Here is a 15,378-nt window from a genome sequence, read left to right on the forward strand (position 1 = left end):
GACGAGGCACGAGGCTGCGATCGACTGCGAAACACAGCCGTTTCACGGCCGATCGCAGCCTAGCGGCAGCGGCTACAGGAGCAGTCAGTGGTCAAGCCGACTGGTCCAGATCCAGCCCTACACCCAACTGCCGCGACAGGCACGGCCAGCGTTTCCACGCGGCGCCTGTGTCCGGGCTGCTGAGTTTGTCGCGGTATTGCTCGACTGTCTCCAGGGCGAAACTCTCTTCATCGAGCATTTCGTCTACCGAGTGGTGCACCACTTCATCCAGCTGGTTGGCGAATTCTTCTCCGATCAGTTGATGGGCGATCAGGTTGGCCACCGTTGTGTCCAGCGGGATCAGCGGTTGATTGAAGTGCTTGATGTACAGGTCATTCACTTCTTCCACCAGGCGATGCGCCAGGTAGGCTTCATCCAGCAAGCACCCCAGACCGAGGTGGGTGTCGGTAATGGCTGGCGGCTGCAGGAAATACTGCTCAGCGATCTTCAGCACTGGCTTGATCTGAGACTCGATGCCAGCTTCACGGGCCACTTCATTGGCCGCCTCAAGCATTTCTGGAACCTGTTCGATGTAGGCGCTGACGAAACGGGTCAAAGCCCCTTGTGCGTCGAGTTCCGGTAGCTGAATCGAGGGATGCAGGTGTGGCAGTTGTTTTACCAGTTGTACTTTCAGTTGGCCGGTTTCGGTCTCATGTTGATGGGCACGGGTGATCTGCTCGCGCAACGCGGCGATGTTCATGACAACTCCAGGGTAAAGGCGTGACAAACGGAAGACATAAGGTAGCTCGGTTCTGAAAATGGCTAAGACGTATTTGGCATAACCGCGGACCACTTATAGTCGACAATTATATCGAAATGCCATCATTACGCCTTCACACCAGATAAGTCGCGGGCTGGCGCGCAAACGTTCAACTGCAGCGGGTGGATTTCTTTTTATCGCGTTGCGTGGTCAAGGTCGCTGTCTATACTCCGGTTTGAAAGTGATTCGCTGATGAGGCCCGACTGCAGTTCGCAGGGGCTCGGTCGTCGAAGTTCGCAGTCTTGGCCGCCGTACCCTTAGCCGTAGGTCCACGCCTCCGGGATAACAAGAACGATAAGGGGAACCCGCAATGATGCGACATCCACACGTCTGGATGGGCCTCCTGTTGTGGTCGGTATTCGGTCAGGCCAACGCCGCCTGGACCGTGAACATGGCGCCAGGGGCGACAGAAGTCAGCAACGCAGTGTTCGACCTGCACATGACCATCTTCTGGATCTGCGTGATCATCGGCCTGGTGGTCTTTGGCGCGATGTTCTGGTCGATGATCATCCACCGTCGTTCCACCGGTCAGCAGCCTGCGCATTTCCACGAGCATACGTGGGTCGAGATCATGTGGACGGTGGTGCCGTTCCTGATCCTGGTGGCCATGGCCATTCCGGCAACCAAGACCCTGATCGATATCTACGATGCCAGTGAGTCGGACGTGGATATCCAGGTCACCGGCTACCAGTGGAAGTGGCATTACAAATACCTGGGCCAGGACGTCGAGTTCTTCAGCAACCTGGCCACCCCCGCCGACCAGATCCACAACAAAGCCCCCAAGGACGAGCATTACCTGCTCGAAGTCGACCAGCCGCTGGTGCTGCCAGTGGGTGCCAAAGTGCGCTTTTTGGTCACCGCCGCCGATGTTATTCACTCTTGGTGGGTGCCGGCCTTTGCGGTCAAGCGTGACGCCATTCCCGGCTTCGTCAACGAGGCCTGGACCCGGGTCGAGAAACCGGGCATCTACCGCGGCCAGTGCACCGAGCTGTGCGGCAAGGACCACGGCTTCATGCCGGTGGTGGTCGAGGTCAAGTCCAAAGCCGATTACGACACCTGGCTGAGTGAGCGTAAGGCCGAGGCGGCCAAGCTCAAGGAGCTGACCAGCAAGGAGTGGACCCTGCAGGAGTTGGTCGAGCGCGGTGACAAGGTCTACCACACCACGTGCGTGGCCTGTCACCAGGCTGAAGGCCAGGGCCTGCCGCCAATGTTCCCGGCGCTCAAGGGCTCGAAGATCGCCACCGGACCCAAAGAAGATCACCTGAGCATTGTCTTCCACGGCAAGCCGGGCACGGCCATGGCCGCGTTCGGCAAGCAGCTGTCAGAAGTGGATATCGCCGCCGTGGTGACCTACGAACGTAACGCCTGGGGCAACAACAAGGGCGACATGGTCACGCCCAAAGACGTATTGGCGATCAAACAGGCAGAAAGCAAATGAGCCGGCCTGACGAAGGTTCTCGCATCAGTCACCGGACTGCAGGAGACAGGACATGAGCGCAGTGATCGACGACCACAGCCACGGTCATGAGCATGCCCACGGACCGGCCAAAGGCCTGATGCGCTGGGTACTGACCACCAACCACAAAGACATCGGCACCATGTACCTGTGGTTTAGTTTCATCGCCTTCCTGCTCGGCGGCTCCTTCGCCATGGTGATCCGCGCCGAACTGTTTCAGCCCGGCCTGCAGATTGTCCAGCCGGAGTTCTTCAACCAAATGACCACCATGCACGGGCTGGTGATGGTCTTCGGTGCGGTGATGCCGGCCTTCGTCGGCCTGGCCAACTGGATGATTCCGCTGATGATCGGCGCACCGGACATGGCCTTGCCGCGGATGAACAACTTCAGTTTCTGGTTGTTGCCGGCGGCCTTCCTGTTACTGGTTTCGACCCTGTTCATGCCCGGTGGCGGGCCGAACTTCGGTTGGACCTTTTATGCGCCGCTGTCGACTACCTACGCGCCGGAAAGCGTGACCTTCTTTATCTTTGCCATTCACCTGATGGGCATCAGTTCGATCATGGGTGCGATCAACGTGATCGCCACCATTCTCAACCTACGTGCCCCCGGCATGACCCTGATGAAAATGCCGCTGTTCGTCTGGACCTGGCTGATCACCGCTTTCCTGCTGATCGCGGTAATGCCGGTGCTGGCCGGGGTGGTGACCATGATGCTGATGGATATCCACTTCGGCACCAGCTTCTTCAGCGCAGCCGGTGGTGGTGACCCAGTGTTGTTCCAGCATGTGTTCTGGTTCTTCGGTCACCCCGAGGTGTACATCATGATCCTGCCGGCGTTCGGTGCGGTCAGCTCGATCATCCCGGCGTTCTCGCGCAAGCCGCTGTTCGGCTACACCTCGATGGTATATGCCACCGGTGCGATTGCCTTCCTGTCCTTTATCGTCTGGGCGCACCACATGTTCGTAGTCGGCATCCCGGTGGTGGGTGAGTTGTTCTTCATGTACGCCACCATGCTGATTGCGGTACCGACGGGGGTGAAGGTGTTCAACTGGGTCAGCACCATGTGGGAGGGCTCGTTGACCTTCGAGACGCCGATGCTGTTCGCCATCGCCTTCGTCATCCTGTTCACCATCGGCGGTTTTTCCGGGTTGATGCTGGCCATCGCCCCGGCGGACTTCCAGTACCACGACACTTACTTCGTGGTCGCCCATTTCCATTATGTGCTGGTTCCCGGTGCGATTTTCGGGATCTTCGCTTCGGCCTACTACTGGCTGCCGAAATGGACCGGGCACATGTATGACGAAACCCTCGGCAAGCTGCATTTCTGGCTGTCGTTCGTCGGCATGAACCTGGCGTTCTTCCCCATGCACTTTGTCGGCCTGGCCGGGATGCCGCGGCGGATTCCTGATTACAACCTGCAGTTCGCCGACTTCAACATGGTCTCCTCGATTGGTGCCTTTACCTTTGGCGCCACGCAGATCTTCTTCCTGTTCATTGTCATCAAGTGCATTCGCGGCGGTGCCCCGGCACCGGCCAAACCCTGGGATGGTGCAGAAGGCCTGGAGTGGTCGGTGCCGTCACCGGCGCCCTACCACACCTTCCAGACGCCACCGGAAGTGAAATGAACGGCAAATGCCGGAGGATGAGTCATGAGTGAAGGGACCTCGCTCAAACGCCTGGTGCTGCGGCTGATGCTGCTGACTGTGGTGATGTTTGCCTTCGGCTTTGCTTTGGTGCCGATCTACGACGTGATGTGCAAGGCGTTCGGCATCAACGGCAAAACTGGTGGGCAGTATGAAGGCAGCCAGGTCAGCGATCCGAACCGGGTGGTCAAGGTGCAGTTCATGTCGACCAATGCCAGCGACATGGTCTGGGAGTTCTATTCCACTGCCGATCAGATCGACGTCAATCCTGGTGCGGTCAACCAGATGATCTTCGTTGCCCATAACCCGACCGACAAACCGATGAGTGCTCAGGCCATTCCGAGCATCACACCGGCCGAAGCGGCGGCGTACTTTCACAAGACCGAATGCTTCTGCTTTACCCAGCAGGTGCTGCAACCGGGAGAGCGTATTGAGATGCCGGTGCGCTTTATCGTTGATCGCGACCTGCCCAAGGATGTGAAACACCTGACGCTTGCTTACACGCTGTTCGATATCACCGCTCGCCACCCGCCGGTTGCACACCTGACGGGCCAGGACCTACAGGGCGCCCGATAAGGAGAACACTCAATGGCTTCGCATGAGCACTATTACGTTCCGGCGCAAAGCAAGTGGCCGATCATTGCCACTATCGGCATGTTCATTACAGTGTTTGGCTTGGGCACCTGGTTCAACGACCTCAAGGCTGGGCGACCGGATTCCCATGGCCCGTGGATCTTTTTCTTCGGCGCGCTGTGTTTGGCGTACATGCTCTTCGGCTGGTTTGGCGCGGTGGTCAAAGAGAGTCGCGCCGGGCTGTACAGCCCGCAGCTGGACCGCTCTTTCCGCTGGGGGATGTCGTGGTTCATCTTTTCTGAGGTGATGTTCTTCATCGCCTTCTTCGGTGCGCTGTTTTATGTGCGCAACCTGGCTGGGCCCTGGCTGGGCGGTGAAGGTGCCAAAGGTGTCGCACACATGCTCTGGCCGAATTTCGAGTTTTCCTGGCCGTTGCTCAATACACCCGACCCGAAACTGTTTCCGCCGCCCAAGGACATCATCGACCCGTGGCACCTGCCGCTGATCAACACCATCCTGCTGGTCAGCTCCAGTGTCACCGTGACCATTGCGCACCATGCCTTGCGCAAGGATCACCGTGGCGCACTGAAGTTCTGGTTGGGGCTGACCATCGTACTGGGCATCGCCTTTCTGATCCTGCAGGCCTATGAATATCACGAGGCCTATACCGAGCTGGGCCTGACCCTGGGGTCGGGGATCTATGGCGCCACCTTCTTCATGCTTACCGGTTTTCATGGCGCCCACGTGACCATGGGCACACTGATCCTGTTCGTGATGCTGGTGCGGATCATGCGCGGGCATTTCAACCCCGACAAACACTTCGGTTTCGAGGCTGCCAGCTGGTACTGGCACTTCGTTGATGTGGTCTGGGTAGGGCTGTTTATCTTCGTTTATGTGCTGTAGCTGTGTTCAAAACGGCGCGTGGGACACCAGTTGGCCGCTGTAGAAACCCCAGGTAATCAGCGCCAGGGTCAGCGCAGCGAGGGTGACCCGCACGGTCAGGGCTTTGAGCAGGCGAGTGGAATGTCCGTCGTCCTTGACCAGAAAGAACAGGCCACTGAACAAGCTGGCGATGGTCGCCAACAGCATCAGGACAATCGCGGCTTTAAGCATGGCGAAACTCCGGGGGGATGCATCGATGACCTTAAGTATAGCGATTGACCATGGGGTGACCGGGTGAAGCCATTTCGCCCAGGCTGGGTGCCGACCCTGGTGGTGCTGATGCTGTTACCTGGGCTGATTGCGCTCGGCTGCTGGCAGTTGGGGCGTGCCGAGGATAAACGTGCCCTGCTGGCCAGCTATGCCGAGCGCCAGGCCGGTGAGCCAATCGGTGCAGCTCAGTTGCCACAAGTGCAGGACCCGGCCTATCGCCGGGTGCATCTGTTCGGTCACTTCGATAACCAGCACAGCCTGCTGCTGGATAACCGCATGCGCGATGGCCAGGTTGGCGTCGAACTCTTGCAGCCGTTTTTCGATCAGGCCAGCGGCCTCTGGTTGTTGGTCAATCGCGGCTGGCTGCCCTGGCCGGACCGGCGTAATGCGGTGCAGTTCAGCACTCCAAAGCAGACTCTGAGTCTCGATGCCTGGGTGTACATCGCGCCCGGCGCTACCTTCCAACTGCAGACCGATCCTGAAAGCGGTAGCTGGCCGCGGCTGCTGACTGCCATTGATGCTGCTCACCTATGGACGCAGTTGTCGCGCGAAGGCTTCGCCCACGAACTACGCCTGGAGGCCGGCCCGGCCAGCTACCGGCTCGATTGGCCGGTGGTCGCCATGGGCCCGGAAAAACATCTGGGCTACGCCGTGCAGTGGTTTGCCCTGGCGCTGGCACTGGTCCTGCTCTACCTCTACTTCGGCTGGCATAACAACAAAAAGGAGAAACAGCATGGGAGCCGTCACGAGTCCACTCAACATGTCTGAAGGCAAGGCGCCGCCAGGGCGCGCCCGTGGGCGCTTGCAACTGATCCTGATCCTGCTGGTGGTGCTCGGTCCGATGCTACTGGCCACCGCCATGTACAAGCTGCAGTTCTGGGTGCCCGAAAGCCGCAGCTATCACGGCGAAATGATCGGCAACGGCCAGAGCCGCGCCGACCTTGGGGTGAACGCTGATGAACAGCGGTGGCAATTGCTGGTCAGCGCACCCAAAGAATGCGGCCTGGACTGCCAGCAACTGGTCTACCTGGCCCGGCAGATTCAAATCGGTCTGGGTCGTGATGCCAGTCGCGCCAGTCATGCGTTGGCCACTACCCAGCCATTGGCTAGCGATTACCAGGCTCGGCTCGATCGCGAATACCCTCAGCTGCAACGCTACCCGCTGGACCTGAGCAAGTATGCAGCGCTGAGCCAGGGCAAACAGGATGCGCAACTGTGGATTGTTGATCCTCACGGCAACCTGGTGCTTCGCTACGACCCCAAGGTCAAGGGCAAGGACTTGCTCAATGACCTGCGCCTTCTGCTGAAACTGTCCAATATCGGGTAGGACTTCGTCATGGCCAGACCTGGATACCGTCTCGCTGTATTTGCCACCATGCTGGCGCTGGTTGTTGTCCTGCTCGGTGCCTACACCCGCCTCACCCATGCTGGGCTGGGTTGCCCGGATTGGCCGGGCTGCTACGGATTCATCAGCGTGCCCAAGACCGAAGCGCAACTGGTCCATGCTGAGTTGCACTACCCCGACACACCGGTGGAGGCACACAAAGGCCGCAATGAAATGGTCCACCGCTATTTCGCCGGCACCCTGGCGCTGGTAATCACCCTGCTCGCCTGGCAAGCCTGGCGCCGCCATGGCCGCGAGGGCCAGCCGTATCGCCTACCCTTGCTGCTGCTTGGGGTGGTGTTTGCGCAGGCGGCGTTCGGTATGTGGACGGTAACCCTCAAGCTATGGCCGCAGGTGGTCACTGCACATTTATTAGGCGGCTTTGCCACCTTGAGCCTGCTGTTCCTGCTCAGCCTGCGTTTGTCGCGGGCGTTCGCGCCTTTGCCCAAGCTGCCGCTGAGCGTGCGGCGGGTGGCGGCATTAGGGTTGTTGGTGGTGATCGGCCAGATCGCGTTGGGAGGCTGGGTCAGTGCCAACTACGCGGCGGTCGCCTGTGTCGATCTGCCTACCTGCCATGGTCAGTGGTGGCCGCAGGCGGACTTCGCCAACGGTTTTCACCTGATCCAACACATTGGCCCCAACTATCTAGGTGGGCAGTTGGACAGTGATGCACGCACCGCCATTCATCTCAGCCACCGCATGGGTGCATTGCTGGTGACCTGTGTGTTGTTGTTGCTCAGTTGGAAACTGCACCACCACGGCCTGAGCAGGCTGGCGCGGCTGGTGTTGCTGGCGTTGGCCGTGCAGATCGGTCTGGGTGTCAGCAATGTGCTGTTCCACTTGCCGCTGCCTGTTGCCGTGGCGCATAACGCCGGGGGCGCCATGTTGTTGCTGTGCATGGTGCTGGTCAATTACCGCATACGTTTGGTGGCCAAGGCCAAGGCTCGTCGGGTCAGCCAGGGTTGGCGCCTGACGCCGCTTAGCAGCGGTGGCGTGGTTCATTACCTGGGAGATAACTCATGGCGACGCTTTTAAGCGAGCGCAGGCTGCAGGCCGGTTGGCGCGATTACCTGGAGCTGACCAAGCCCAAGGTGGTGGTGCTGATGCTGATCACCTCGCTGGTGGGCATGTTCCTCGCCACGCGCGCCGGGGTGCCATGGACCGTGCTGTTGTTCGGCAACCTCGGTATCGCCTGCTGCGCTGGCGGCGCCGCGGCGGTCAATCATGTGGTGGATCGGCGCATTGATGCGCTGATGGCCCGTACTCACAAACGGCCGCTGGCCGAAGGCCGGGTGACACCGGTGGCGGCGCTGATTTTTGCCCTGCTGCTGTCGCTGGCGGGTATGGCCCTGTTGCTGGTGTTCACCAACGCCCTCACTGCTTGGCTGACCCTTGCTTCGCTGCTCGGCTACGCGGTGATCTACACCGGGTTTCTCAAACGGGCGACGCCGCAGAACATTGTGATCGGGGGGCTGGCCGGCGCAGCGCCACCGTTGCTGGGCTGGGTGGCGGTCAGCGGCCATGTCAGCGCTGAGCCGTTGTTGCTGGTACTGATCATTTTCGCCTGGACGCCACCGCATTTTTGGGCGCTGGCCATTCACCGCAAAGAGGAGTACGCCAAAGCGGATATTCCCATGTTGCCGGTGACTCATGGCGAGCATTACACCAAGGTGCACATCCTGCTCTACACCCTGGTGCTATTGGCGGTCAGCCTGCTGCCTTACGCCATTCATATGAGTGGGCCACTCTACCTGGCCTGTGCTGTGGTTCTCGGCGTGCGCTTCCTGCAATGGGCTTGGGTGTTGTACCGTGGCAGTCGGCCGCACGCGGCGATCAAGACCTTCAAGTACTCTATCGGGTACCTGTTTTTGCTGTTCATCGCGCTGCTTGTAGACCACTACTTACTGTTGAACCTATGACTCGAACCCAGAAAACCGTCTTCATCCTCGTTGCCCTGGTCGCCGTGATCCTCGGGCTTACCGTCAACAAAGTGCTCAACGGCCGCAGTGAAGGCAACCCGACCGAGCTGATTGATGCCGGCATTATCCTGCTGCCGCAAAGCCGTACGGTGCCGAGTATCGAGATGACCGACGAGAAAGGTCAGACCGTGACGATGGATGAGCTCAAGGGCAAATGGTCGCTGCTGTTCTTCGGCTATACCTTCTGCCCGGACATTTGCCCGACGACACTGGCGCAGTTGCGTCAGGTGAAAAGCGAGTTGCCCAAAGAAGCGGTAGACCGGCTGCAGGTGATTTTGGTCAGCGTCGATCCGAACCGTGATACCCCGGCGCAGTTGCAGCAGTACCTGGGTTATTTCGACAAGGATTTTCGTGGCTTGACCGGCTCACTGGATAATCTGCAGAAGCTGGCCAACGCGGTGAGCATTCCGTTCATTCCGGCCGATACCAGCAAGCCGAACTATACGGTTGATCACAGTGGCAACCTGGCGCTGCTGGGGCCGGATGGCAAGCAGCGTGGGTTTATTCGTGCGCCGTTCAACAATCAGAAGCTGGTGGCTCAACTGCCGGGATTGCTTAAGCGCGACTAATAAAATCGCCGGCAAGGCTGGCTCCCACAAGAGCCTGTGGGAGCCGGACTTGCCGGCGATGAAGGCGACGCGGTGGATCAGAACGCCGGCTTGACCGCGCCCTTGTATTTCTCTTCGATGAACTTCTTCACTTCTGGGGTGTGCAGGGCTGCAACCAGCTTCTTCACCGCGTCGGCATCCTTGTTGTCTTCGCGGGTGACCAGGATGTTCACATACGGCGAGTCAGCGCCTTCAATGACCAGCGCGTCTTTGCTCGGATCAAGTTTGGCTTCCAGCGCATAGTTGGTGTTGATCAGCGCCAGGTCGACCTGGGTCAGCACGCGCGGGATGGTCGCCGCTTCCAGTTCACGGAACTTCAGGTTCTTTTTGTTCTCGGTAATGTCTTTGACGGTCGAGAGAATGTTGCTGTTGTCCTTGAGCTTGATCACACCCGCCTTGTCCAGCAGCAGCAAGGCACGACCGCCGTTGGTGGCGTCGTTGGGGATGACCACGGTCGCAGTCGATGGCAGCTCTTCGAGGGTTTTGAACTTGCTCGAGTAAGCGCCCAGCGGTTCCAGGTGAACGCCGGCAACGCTGACCAGCTTGGTGCCCTTGGCTTTGTTGAACTCATCCAGGTACGGCTGGTGCTGGAAGAAGTTGGCGTCCAGACGTTTCTCGGCAACCTGCACGTTCGGTTGGATGTAGTCAGTGAAGACCTTCACCTTCAAATCCACGCCTTCTTTGGCCAGCGCCGGTTTAACGAACTCTAGGATCTCGGCGTGCGGTACCGGGGTGGCAGCCACGGTCAGGGTCTCGGCCTGAGCGGAGAAGGCCGCAACGGCGGCGACAACAGCAAGCAGCTTTTTCATCAAATCACTCCTTGTGAGGGCCGATGTGGCCCCCGGTGCGTCGGTATTGCCGACCCATGGGGTTACTTACGGGAAAAATGCACAACCAGTTTGTCGCCCACGCTTTGCAGTACTTGAACCAGTATTAGCAGCAGGACCACAGTAACGACCATCACATCCGTCTGGAAACGCTGGTAGCCGAAGCGGATTGCCAGGTCACCGAGGCCGCCTGCGCCTACCACACCGGCCATGGCGGTGTACGACACCAGGGTAATGGCGGTGACGGTGATGGCTGCGAAGATGCCCGGACGGGCCTCAGGCAGCAAGGCATTGGTAATGATCTGCCGGGTTGTGGCGCCCATCGACTGGGTTGCCTCGATAATGCCGCGATCGACCTCACGCAGGGCGGTTTCCACCAGGCGTGCGAAGAATGGCGTAGCGCCCACCACCAATGGTGGAATCGCACCGGCTACGCCCAGCGAGGTGCCGGTGATCAGCACGGTGAACGGAATCATCACGATCAGCAAAATGATGAACGGCAGCGAACGCAGCACGTTGACCACCAGCGACAGCAGCGCATACACGCCCTTCTGCTCGAACAGCTGGCGTGGGCCGCAGAGGAACAGCAGCACGCCCAGTGGCAGGCCGAGCAGCACGGTGAAGAACAGCGAGCCGAACAGCATGATCATGGTATCGATCGTCGCCAGCCAGATTTCAGCCCAGTCGACGTTGGCAAAGAAACTCAAAGCGTCCATTAACGCAGTACCTCCATATGAACATCAGCCGCCGTGAAGCGGGCGAAGGCCGCTTCCATGTCGCCGCCAGTGACGGCCAGGGTCAGCTGCCCATACGGGGTGTCTTTGATGCGGTCGATGCGGCCAGCGAGGATGCTGTAATCCACACCCGTCTCGCGGGCTACGGTGCCCAGCAGTGGGGCATAAGTGGAATCGCCCTGGAAGGTCAGGCGGACAATACGGCCCGGGACATGAGCGAAGTCGTCACGTTGTTCGTTCTCATCGATCTGCTCGTCTTCCTGGACGAAGCGCTTGGTAGTCGGGTGCTGCGGATGCAGGAATACATCGGCCACCGGACCATGCTCAACAATTTGCCCTGCGTCCATCACCGCTACCCGGTCACAAACCCGGCGGATCACGTCCATTTCATGGGTGATCAGGACGATAGTCAGCTTCAGTTCACGGTTGATCTCGGCCAGCAACTGCAGGACCGAAGCGGTAGTCTGCGGGTCGAGGGCGCTGGTGGCTTCGTCGCAGAGCAGAATTTTCGGCTTGGTCGCAAGGGCGCGGGCAATGCCGACGCGTTGCTTCTGACCACCGGACAGCTGCGCCGGGTATTTTTTCGCGTGCTCGGACAAGCCCACGCGGGCGAGCAATTCGCTGACCCGGGTGTCGATCTCTTTGCGCGATAGCTCGCCAGCCAGAGTCAGCGGCAGGGCGACGTTATCGGCCACTGTCTTGGACGCCAGCAGGTTGAAGTGCTGGAAGATCATCCCGACTTGCTGGCGAAAGCGCCGCAGGTCGTTGGCGTTGAACGCGGTGACATCTTCACCGTCAACGATGATCTGGCCGCCGCTAGGAGCTTCCAGACGGTTGATCAGACGCAGCAACGTACTTTTACCGGCACCAGAATGGCCGATCAGTCCGAACACCTGGCCGTCTTCGACACTCAGGTTGGTCGGGTGCAGCGCGGGGATGTCCCTACCGGCGACGCGGTAGGTTTTGTGCACATTTTGAAACTCGATCACGTAGCGAACCTTGTGGGGCGCATGAAATTTGGGTCAGCGGTTAGCCGGGGGCGCATTTTAGCCTGTTCGTATAGAGGTTCTTAGCATTTATTTTGCATTTGACCAATGCTGCAGGAATAACGCGATCAATGGTTAATCGGAATGAACGCTCAGCGGGCTCGGCCAGTCACTACTGAAAGGACCCGCCGTGGGGTCGAATCGAGACTGACCGAGGAGAGCGTTCCAATGCCCAGCAAGAAGAATCCGCCCAAGGAAAGCCAACTGGCCGGCACCCAGACCCCGGACCGGGCCAACACCAACGCCAAGCTGCAAAGCCTGGAGACCTTTCGCAGTGATGCCACCGGCCAGGCGTTGCGCACCAATCAGGGGGTCAAGGTTGCCGATAACCAGAACACCCTCAAAGCCGGTGACCGTGGTCCTTCGCTGCTGGAAGACTTCATCATGCGTGAGAAAATCACGCACTTTGACCATGAGCGTATCCCGGAGCGTATTGTTCACGCCCGTGGCACCGGCGCCCATGGCTACTTCCAGACTTACAAATCCCATGCGGCGTTGACCAAGGCGGGCTTCCTTCAGGACCCTGAGAAAGTCACCCCGGTGTTCGTGCGCTTTTCCACTGTACAAGGGCCGCGCGGTTCCGGGGATACGGTGCGTGATGTGCGTGGCTTCGCCGTGAAGTTTTTCACCGATGAAGGCAACTTCGACCTGGTCGGCAACAACATGCCGGTGTTCTTCATTCAGGACGCGATAAAGTTTCCTGACTTCGTTCATGCAGTAAAGCCTGAGCCGCATAACGAGATGCCCACCGGCGGCTCGGCGCATGACACCTTCTGGGACTTTGTTTCGCTGGTGCCGGAATCGGCGCACATGGTGATTTGGGCGATGTCCGACCGCGCCATCCCGAAAAGCCTGCGGACCATGCAAGGCTTTGGTGTTCACACCTTCAGGATGGTCAATGCTCAGGGTAAATCGAGCTTCGTAAAGTTCCATTGGAAGCCCAAGGCAGGTGTCTGTTCGCTGTTATGGGACGAAGCGCAGAAGCTTGCGGGCAAAGATACCGACTACCATCGGCGCGATCTTTGGGAGGCGATTGAAACCGGCAACTACCCGGAGTGGGAGTTCGGTGTGCAGATCGTCGCGGAAGAGGATGAGCATGCATTTGATTTCGACCTGCTCGACCCGACCAAGATCATCCCCGAAGAACTGGTGCCGGTGATCCCGTTGGGCAAGATGGTGCTCAACCGCAATCCGGACAATTTCTTTGCTGAAACCGAGCAGGTTGCCTTTTGCCCGGGGCATATCGTCCCCGGCATCGACTTTTCCAACGACCCGTTGCTGCAGGGGCGCTTGTTCTCCTACACCGATACGCAAATCAGCCGACTTGGCGGTCCGAACTTCCACGAGATTCCGATCAACCGCCCGCTGGCGCCGAACCATAACGGCCAACGTGACGCCCAGCACCGGGTTACCCTGGACAAGGGCCGGGCCTCTTACGAGCCCAACTCAATTGATGGCGGCTGGCCCAAGGAGACGCCACCCGCCGCCAGTGATGGCGGTTTCGAGTCGTATCCTGAGCGGATCGAAGCGCACAAGGTCCGCCAGCGCAGCCCTTCCTTTGCCGACCACTTCTCCCAGGCGCGGCTGTTCTTCAACAGCATGAGCAACACGGAGAAGGAGCACATTATCAGCGCTTACAGCTTTGAGCTGGGCAAGGTCGAACGCGAACATATCCGGGCTCGGGAAGTGAACGAGATCCTCGCCAACATCGATTTGAAGCTGGCCGCACGGGTTGCCGAGAACCTAGGGCTGCCAGCGCCGAAACAGGGCACGGTAGCAGTACCTGAGACCAGCCTGAAAAAGTCGCCGGCCCTGAGCCAGATGAATTTGCTGGGCGAAGGCATCAAGGGCCGCAAAGTTGCGGTGCTGGTGGCTGATGGTGTGGATGGCGACAGCGTCGACACGTTGGTCAAAGCGCTAGAAGCCGAAAGTGCTCAGATCAAACTGCTTGGTCCTACCTCGGCGCCGGTCAAGACCGCGCAGGGTAAAGCCCTGGCTGTGGACGCATCAATGGAGGGTCTGCCGTCGGTAGTGTTCGATGCACTCTGGGTGCCTGCCGGCAAGGCATCGCTACAAACGTTGGCGGCCAGCGGTGTGGCGCTGCATTTCCTGCTTGAGGCTTACAAGCACTTGAAGCCCATCGGGCTTGCCAGTGAGGCGCAGCCGCTGCTGGACAAACTGGGCTTGAAGGCCGACAGCGGCTTGCTGTTGGGCAGCGATGCGAAAGCCTACAAGGCCTTTATCAAGGCCATCGGCAAGCATCGAGTGTGGGAGCGTGAGGCTGCAGCGCAGGCGATTCCAGCCTAGAGGCGGCTACGGGTGCCCTTCTGGGCACCCGCTTATTCAAGGGCGGCGTGGCACCAGCACCGCTTGCGCCGGCTGGTTGCGATGGATTTCGTGGGTCTGGTTCAGAGCGAACTCGTTGTCCAGCTTATGCACCCGTTTGCCCAGCAGTGTCTTCAGCCATGGGGCGTCATCCTTGCGCGGCACCTGGAATACCACATCGCACTGGTAATTCACGACGTCAGCGGCGATGTCATCCAGTTGTCGACGCATTTCCCGAATATTGGTGGTTTTCAGCGCCACAACGGTACTTTCAGCGGTTGGGTCGATCAGCTTCGCCGCTGGGCGTGCCTCGGCAGCCTTGAGCGCCGCTTCGGCCTTGTCCAGTTCATCCTTGCGTGCCTGGGCAATGGCGCCATTGACGCCACCGGTTAGCGCCGGTGCTTTGGGCATCAGGGCGCGGGCACGGCTTAGGGCGGTGGCGGCAGCGTTGACGTCACCCTTTTGCAGGACGATCTGGCTGCGTTGCAGGTAGGCTTCAGCCAGCTTGCGCTGATATTGCTCGACCCGGCTGTCGTTGGGAGCCTGGGCCTGCAACGCGGCCAACTGATCTTCGGCGGTAGCCAGCTCACTGCTGGCGATGCTTTGCTCCAACTGCTGCCAGGCATCAGCCTGAGCAGTTGTGCCAGCGTTATCGGTGGGGGTGCTGGAGCACGCAGCCAGGATCAGCGAAAACGCGGCAAGGAGCAGATAACGGGAGGCGAACGGCTTCATTCCTGCGTCTCTCTATTTGCGCAAAAAGCGAGCAAGTCTACACCCAGTCCGCAGACTCGAAAATAACTCTTCAGAGCCCTGCACGATTTAAATGTCGCAGGGTGCAACCGGCGCGGCTGCA

16 protein-coding genes are annotated in these 15,378 nt (G+C 59.4%); 10 read left to right on the forward strand and 6 right to left on the reverse strand.

Translation table 11 applies throughout. The features are described 5' to 3' along the window. Positions 1-91: 91 nt before the first annotated feature. The gene (locus CX511_RS01070) at positions 92-739 is read right to left on the reverse strand and encodes a hypothetical protein (RefSeq protein WP_045186458.1); all 648 of its coding nucleotides are present in this window, start codon (positions 737-739) and stop codon (positions 92-94) included. 370 nt (positions 740-1,109) lie between these two features. Here CX511_RS01070 and coxB point away from each other — a divergent pair, with 370 nt between their 5' ends. From coxB to CX511_RS01090, 4 genes are read left to right on the forward strand one after another with little or no spacing between them, the layout of a single operon-like run. Continuing rightward, complete coding sequence (coxB, locus tag CX511_RS01075; RefSeq protein ID WP_045186460.1) at positions 1,110-2,237, forward strand: cytochrome c oxidase subunit II; 1,128 nt, start codon at positions 1,110-1,112, stop codon at positions 2,235-2,237. A gap of 52 nt (positions 2,238-2,289) precedes the next feature. Further along, positions 2,290-3,879 (forward strand): cytochrome c oxidase subunit I, encoded by a 1,590-nt coding sequence (gene ctaD, locus CX511_RS01080; RefSeq protein WP_045186462.1) that lies wholly within the window; start codon positions 2,290-2,292, stop codon positions 3,877-3,879. A 24-nt stretch (positions 3,880-3,903) separates the two neighbouring features. After that, positions 3,904-4,473, forward strand: a complete 570-nt coding sequence (locus CX511_RS01085; RefSeq protein ID WP_045186464.1) for a cytochrome c oxidase assembly protein — start codon at positions 3,904-3,906, stop codon at positions 4,471-4,473. A 12-nt stretch (positions 4,474-4,485) separates the two neighbouring features. Continuing rightward, on the forward strand, positions 4,486-5,373 hold the full coding sequence (locus CX511_RS01090; RefSeq protein ID WP_045186466.1) for a cytochrome c oxidase subunit 3: 888 nt from the start codon (positions 4,486-4,488) through the stop codon (positions 5,371-5,373). Between the two features lie 6 nt (positions 5,374-5,379). Here CX511_RS01090 and CX511_RS01095 read toward each other — a convergent pair whose 3' ends face one another. Further along, positions 5,380-5,583 carry a twin transmembrane helix small protein gene (locus CX511_RS01095; protein WP_028942629.1) on the reverse strand — a complete coding sequence of 68 codons (204 nt, stop codon included), beginning with the start codon at positions 5,581-5,583 and terminating at the stop codon, positions 5,380-5,382. 63 nt (positions 5,584-5,646) lie between these two features. Here CX511_RS01095 and CX511_RS01100 point away from each other — a divergent pair, with 63 nt between their 5' ends. Genes CX511_RS01100 through CX511_RS01120 form a run of 5 tightly spaced genes read left to right on the forward strand, consistent with a single transcriptional unit; the run spans position 5,647 to position 9,554 of the window. After that, on the forward strand, positions 5,647-6,390 hold the full coding sequence (locus tag CX511_RS01100) for an SURF1 family protein (RefSeq protein WP_101293820.1): 744 nt from the start codon (positions 5,647-5,649) through the stop codon (positions 6,388-6,390). Further along, the gene (locus CX511_RS01105) at positions 6,356-6,949 is read left to right on the forward strand and encodes a PA_0111/PP_0108 family redox-active disulfide protein (RefSeq protein ID WP_101293819.1); all 594 of its coding nucleotides are present in this window, start codon (positions 6,356-6,358) and stop codon (positions 6,947-6,949) included. The genes CX511_RS01100 and CX511_RS01105 overlap by 35 nt, the downstream gene beginning before the upstream one ends. 9 nt (positions 6,950-6,958) lie before the next feature. Beyond that, entirely contained in the window at positions 6,959-8,041 is a 1,083-nt protein-coding gene (locus tag CX511_RS01110; protein WP_101293818.1) for a COX15/CtaA family protein, read from the forward strand. Beyond that, on the forward strand, positions 8,026-8,925 hold the full coding sequence (gene cyoE / locus CX511_RS01115; protein WP_045186474.1) for a heme o synthase: 900 nt from the start codon (positions 8,026-8,028) through the stop codon (positions 8,923-8,925). Before CX511_RS01110 ends, cyoE begins: the two co-directional genes overlap by 16 nt. Continuing rightward, on the forward strand, positions 8,922-9,554 hold the full coding sequence (locus CX511_RS01120; protein ID WP_045186475.1) for an SCO family protein: 633 nt from the start codon (positions 8,922-8,924) through the stop codon (positions 9,552-9,554). The genes cyoE and CX511_RS01120 overlap by 4 nt, the downstream gene beginning before the upstream one ends. A gap of 77 nt (positions 9,555-9,631) precedes the next feature. Here CX511_RS01120 and CX511_RS01125 read toward each other — a convergent pair whose 3' ends face one another. The 3 genes from CX511_RS01125 to CX511_RS01135 all read right to left on the reverse strand — a co-directional run bounded on the left by CX511_RS01125 (position 9,632) and on the right by CX511_RS01135 (position 12,143). Continuing rightward, the gene (locus CX511_RS01125) at positions 9,632-10,402 is read right to left on the reverse strand and encodes a MetQ/NlpA family ABC transporter substrate-binding protein (protein ID WP_045186477.1); all 771 of its coding nucleotides are present in this window, start codon (positions 10,400-10,402) and stop codon (positions 9,632-9,634) included. A gap of 62 nt (positions 10,403-10,464) precedes the next feature. Further along, the gene (locus tag CX511_RS01130) at positions 10,465-11,136 is read right to left on the reverse strand and encodes a methionine ABC transporter permease (protein WP_038605236.1); all 672 of its coding nucleotides are present in this window, start codon (positions 11,134-11,136) and stop codon (positions 10,465-10,467) included. Beyond that, positions 11,136-12,143 (reverse strand): methionine ABC transporter ATP-binding protein, encoded by a 1,008-nt coding sequence (locus CX511_RS01135; protein WP_045186479.1) that lies wholly within the window; start codon positions 12,141-12,143, stop codon positions 11,136-11,138. Before CX511_RS01135 ends, CX511_RS01130 begins: the two co-directional genes overlap by 1 nt. 141 nt (positions 12,144-12,284) lie before the next feature. Between CX511_RS01135 and katE the strand changes: the two genes are divergently transcribed. Continuing rightward, positions 12,285-14,507: a catalase HPII gene (gene katE, locus CX511_RS01140; protein ID WP_101293817.1), complete on the forward strand. Its 2,223-nt coding sequence runs from the start codon at positions 12,285-12,287 to the stop codon at positions 14,505-14,507. A gap of 36 nt (positions 14,508-14,543) precedes the next feature. Here the strand turns inward: katE and CX511_RS01145 are convergent, their stop codons facing one another. Continuing rightward, on the reverse strand, positions 14,544-15,257 hold the full coding sequence (locus tag CX511_RS01145; RefSeq protein ID WP_101293816.1) for a PA5502 family lipoprotein: 714 nt from the start codon (positions 15,255-15,257) through the stop codon (positions 14,544-14,546). Positions 15,258-15,378 lie beyond the last annotated feature (121 nt).

The sequence above is a fragment of the Pseudomonas sp. S06B 330 genome (genome assembly GCF_002845275.2).
Classification (GTDB): Bacteria; Pseudomonadota; Gammaproteobacteria; order Pseudomonadales; family Pseudomonadaceae; genus Aquipseudomonas.

What these genes read in the sequence shown, in the direction of transcription:
- CX511_RS01070 (WP_045186458.1), bottom strand. Translation starts at nt 739, where the DNA reads ATGAACATCGCCGCGTTGCGCGAGCAGATCACCCGTGCCCATCAACAT.
- coxB (WP_045186460.1), top strand. Translation starts at nt 1,110, where the DNA reads ATGATGCGACATCCACACGTCTGGATGGGCCTCCTGTTGTGGTCGGTA.
- ctaD (WP_045186462.1), top strand. Translation starts at nt 2,290, where the DNA reads ATGAGCGCAGTGATCGACGACCACAGCCACGGTCATGAGCATGCCCAC.
- CX511_RS01085 (WP_045186464.1), top strand. Translation starts at nt 3,904, where the DNA reads ATGAGTGAAGGGACCTCGCTCAAACGCCTGGTGCTGCGGCTGATGCTG.
- CX511_RS01090 (WP_045186466.1), top strand. Translation starts at nt 4,486, where the DNA reads ATGGCTTCGCATGAGCACTATTACGTTCCGGCGCAAAGCAAGTGGCCG.
- CX511_RS01095 (WP_028942629.1), bottom strand. Translation starts at nt 5,583, where the DNA reads ATGCTTAAAGCCGCGATTGTCCTGATGCTGTTGGCGACCATCGCCAGC.
- CX511_RS01105 (WP_101293819.1), top strand. Translation starts at nt 6,356, where the DNA reads ATGGGAGCCGTCACGAGTCCACTCAACATGTCTGAAGGCAAGGCGCCG.
- CX511_RS01110 (WP_101293818.1), top strand. Translation starts at nt 6,959, where the DNA reads ATGGCCAGACCTGGATACCGTCTCGCTGTATTTGCCACCATGCTGGCG.
- cyoE (WP_045186474.1), top strand. Translation starts at nt 8,026, where the DNA reads ATGGCGACGCTTTTAAGCGAGCGCAGGCTGCAGGCCGGTTGGCGCGAT.
- CX511_RS01120 (WP_045186475.1), top strand. Translation starts at nt 8,922, where the DNA reads ATGACTCGAACCCAGAAAACCGTCTTCATCCTCGTTGCCCTGGTCGCC.
- CX511_RS01125 (WP_045186477.1), bottom strand. Translation starts at nt 10,402, where the DNA reads ATGAAAAAGCTGCTTGCTGTTGTCGCCGCCGTTGCGGCCTTCTCCGCT.
- CX511_RS01130 (WP_038605236.1), bottom strand. Translation starts at nt 11,136, where the DNA reads ATGGACGCTTTGAGTTTCTTTGCCAACGTCGACTGGGCTGAAATCTGG.
- katE (WP_101293817.1), top strand. Translation starts at nt 12,285, where the DNA reads ATGAACGCTCAGCGGGCTCGGCCAGTCACTACTGAAAGGACCCGCCGT.
- CX511_RS01145 (WP_101293816.1), bottom strand. Translation starts at nt 15,257, where the DNA reads ATGAAGCCGTTCGCCTCCCGTTATCTGCTCCTTGCCGCGTTTTCGCTG.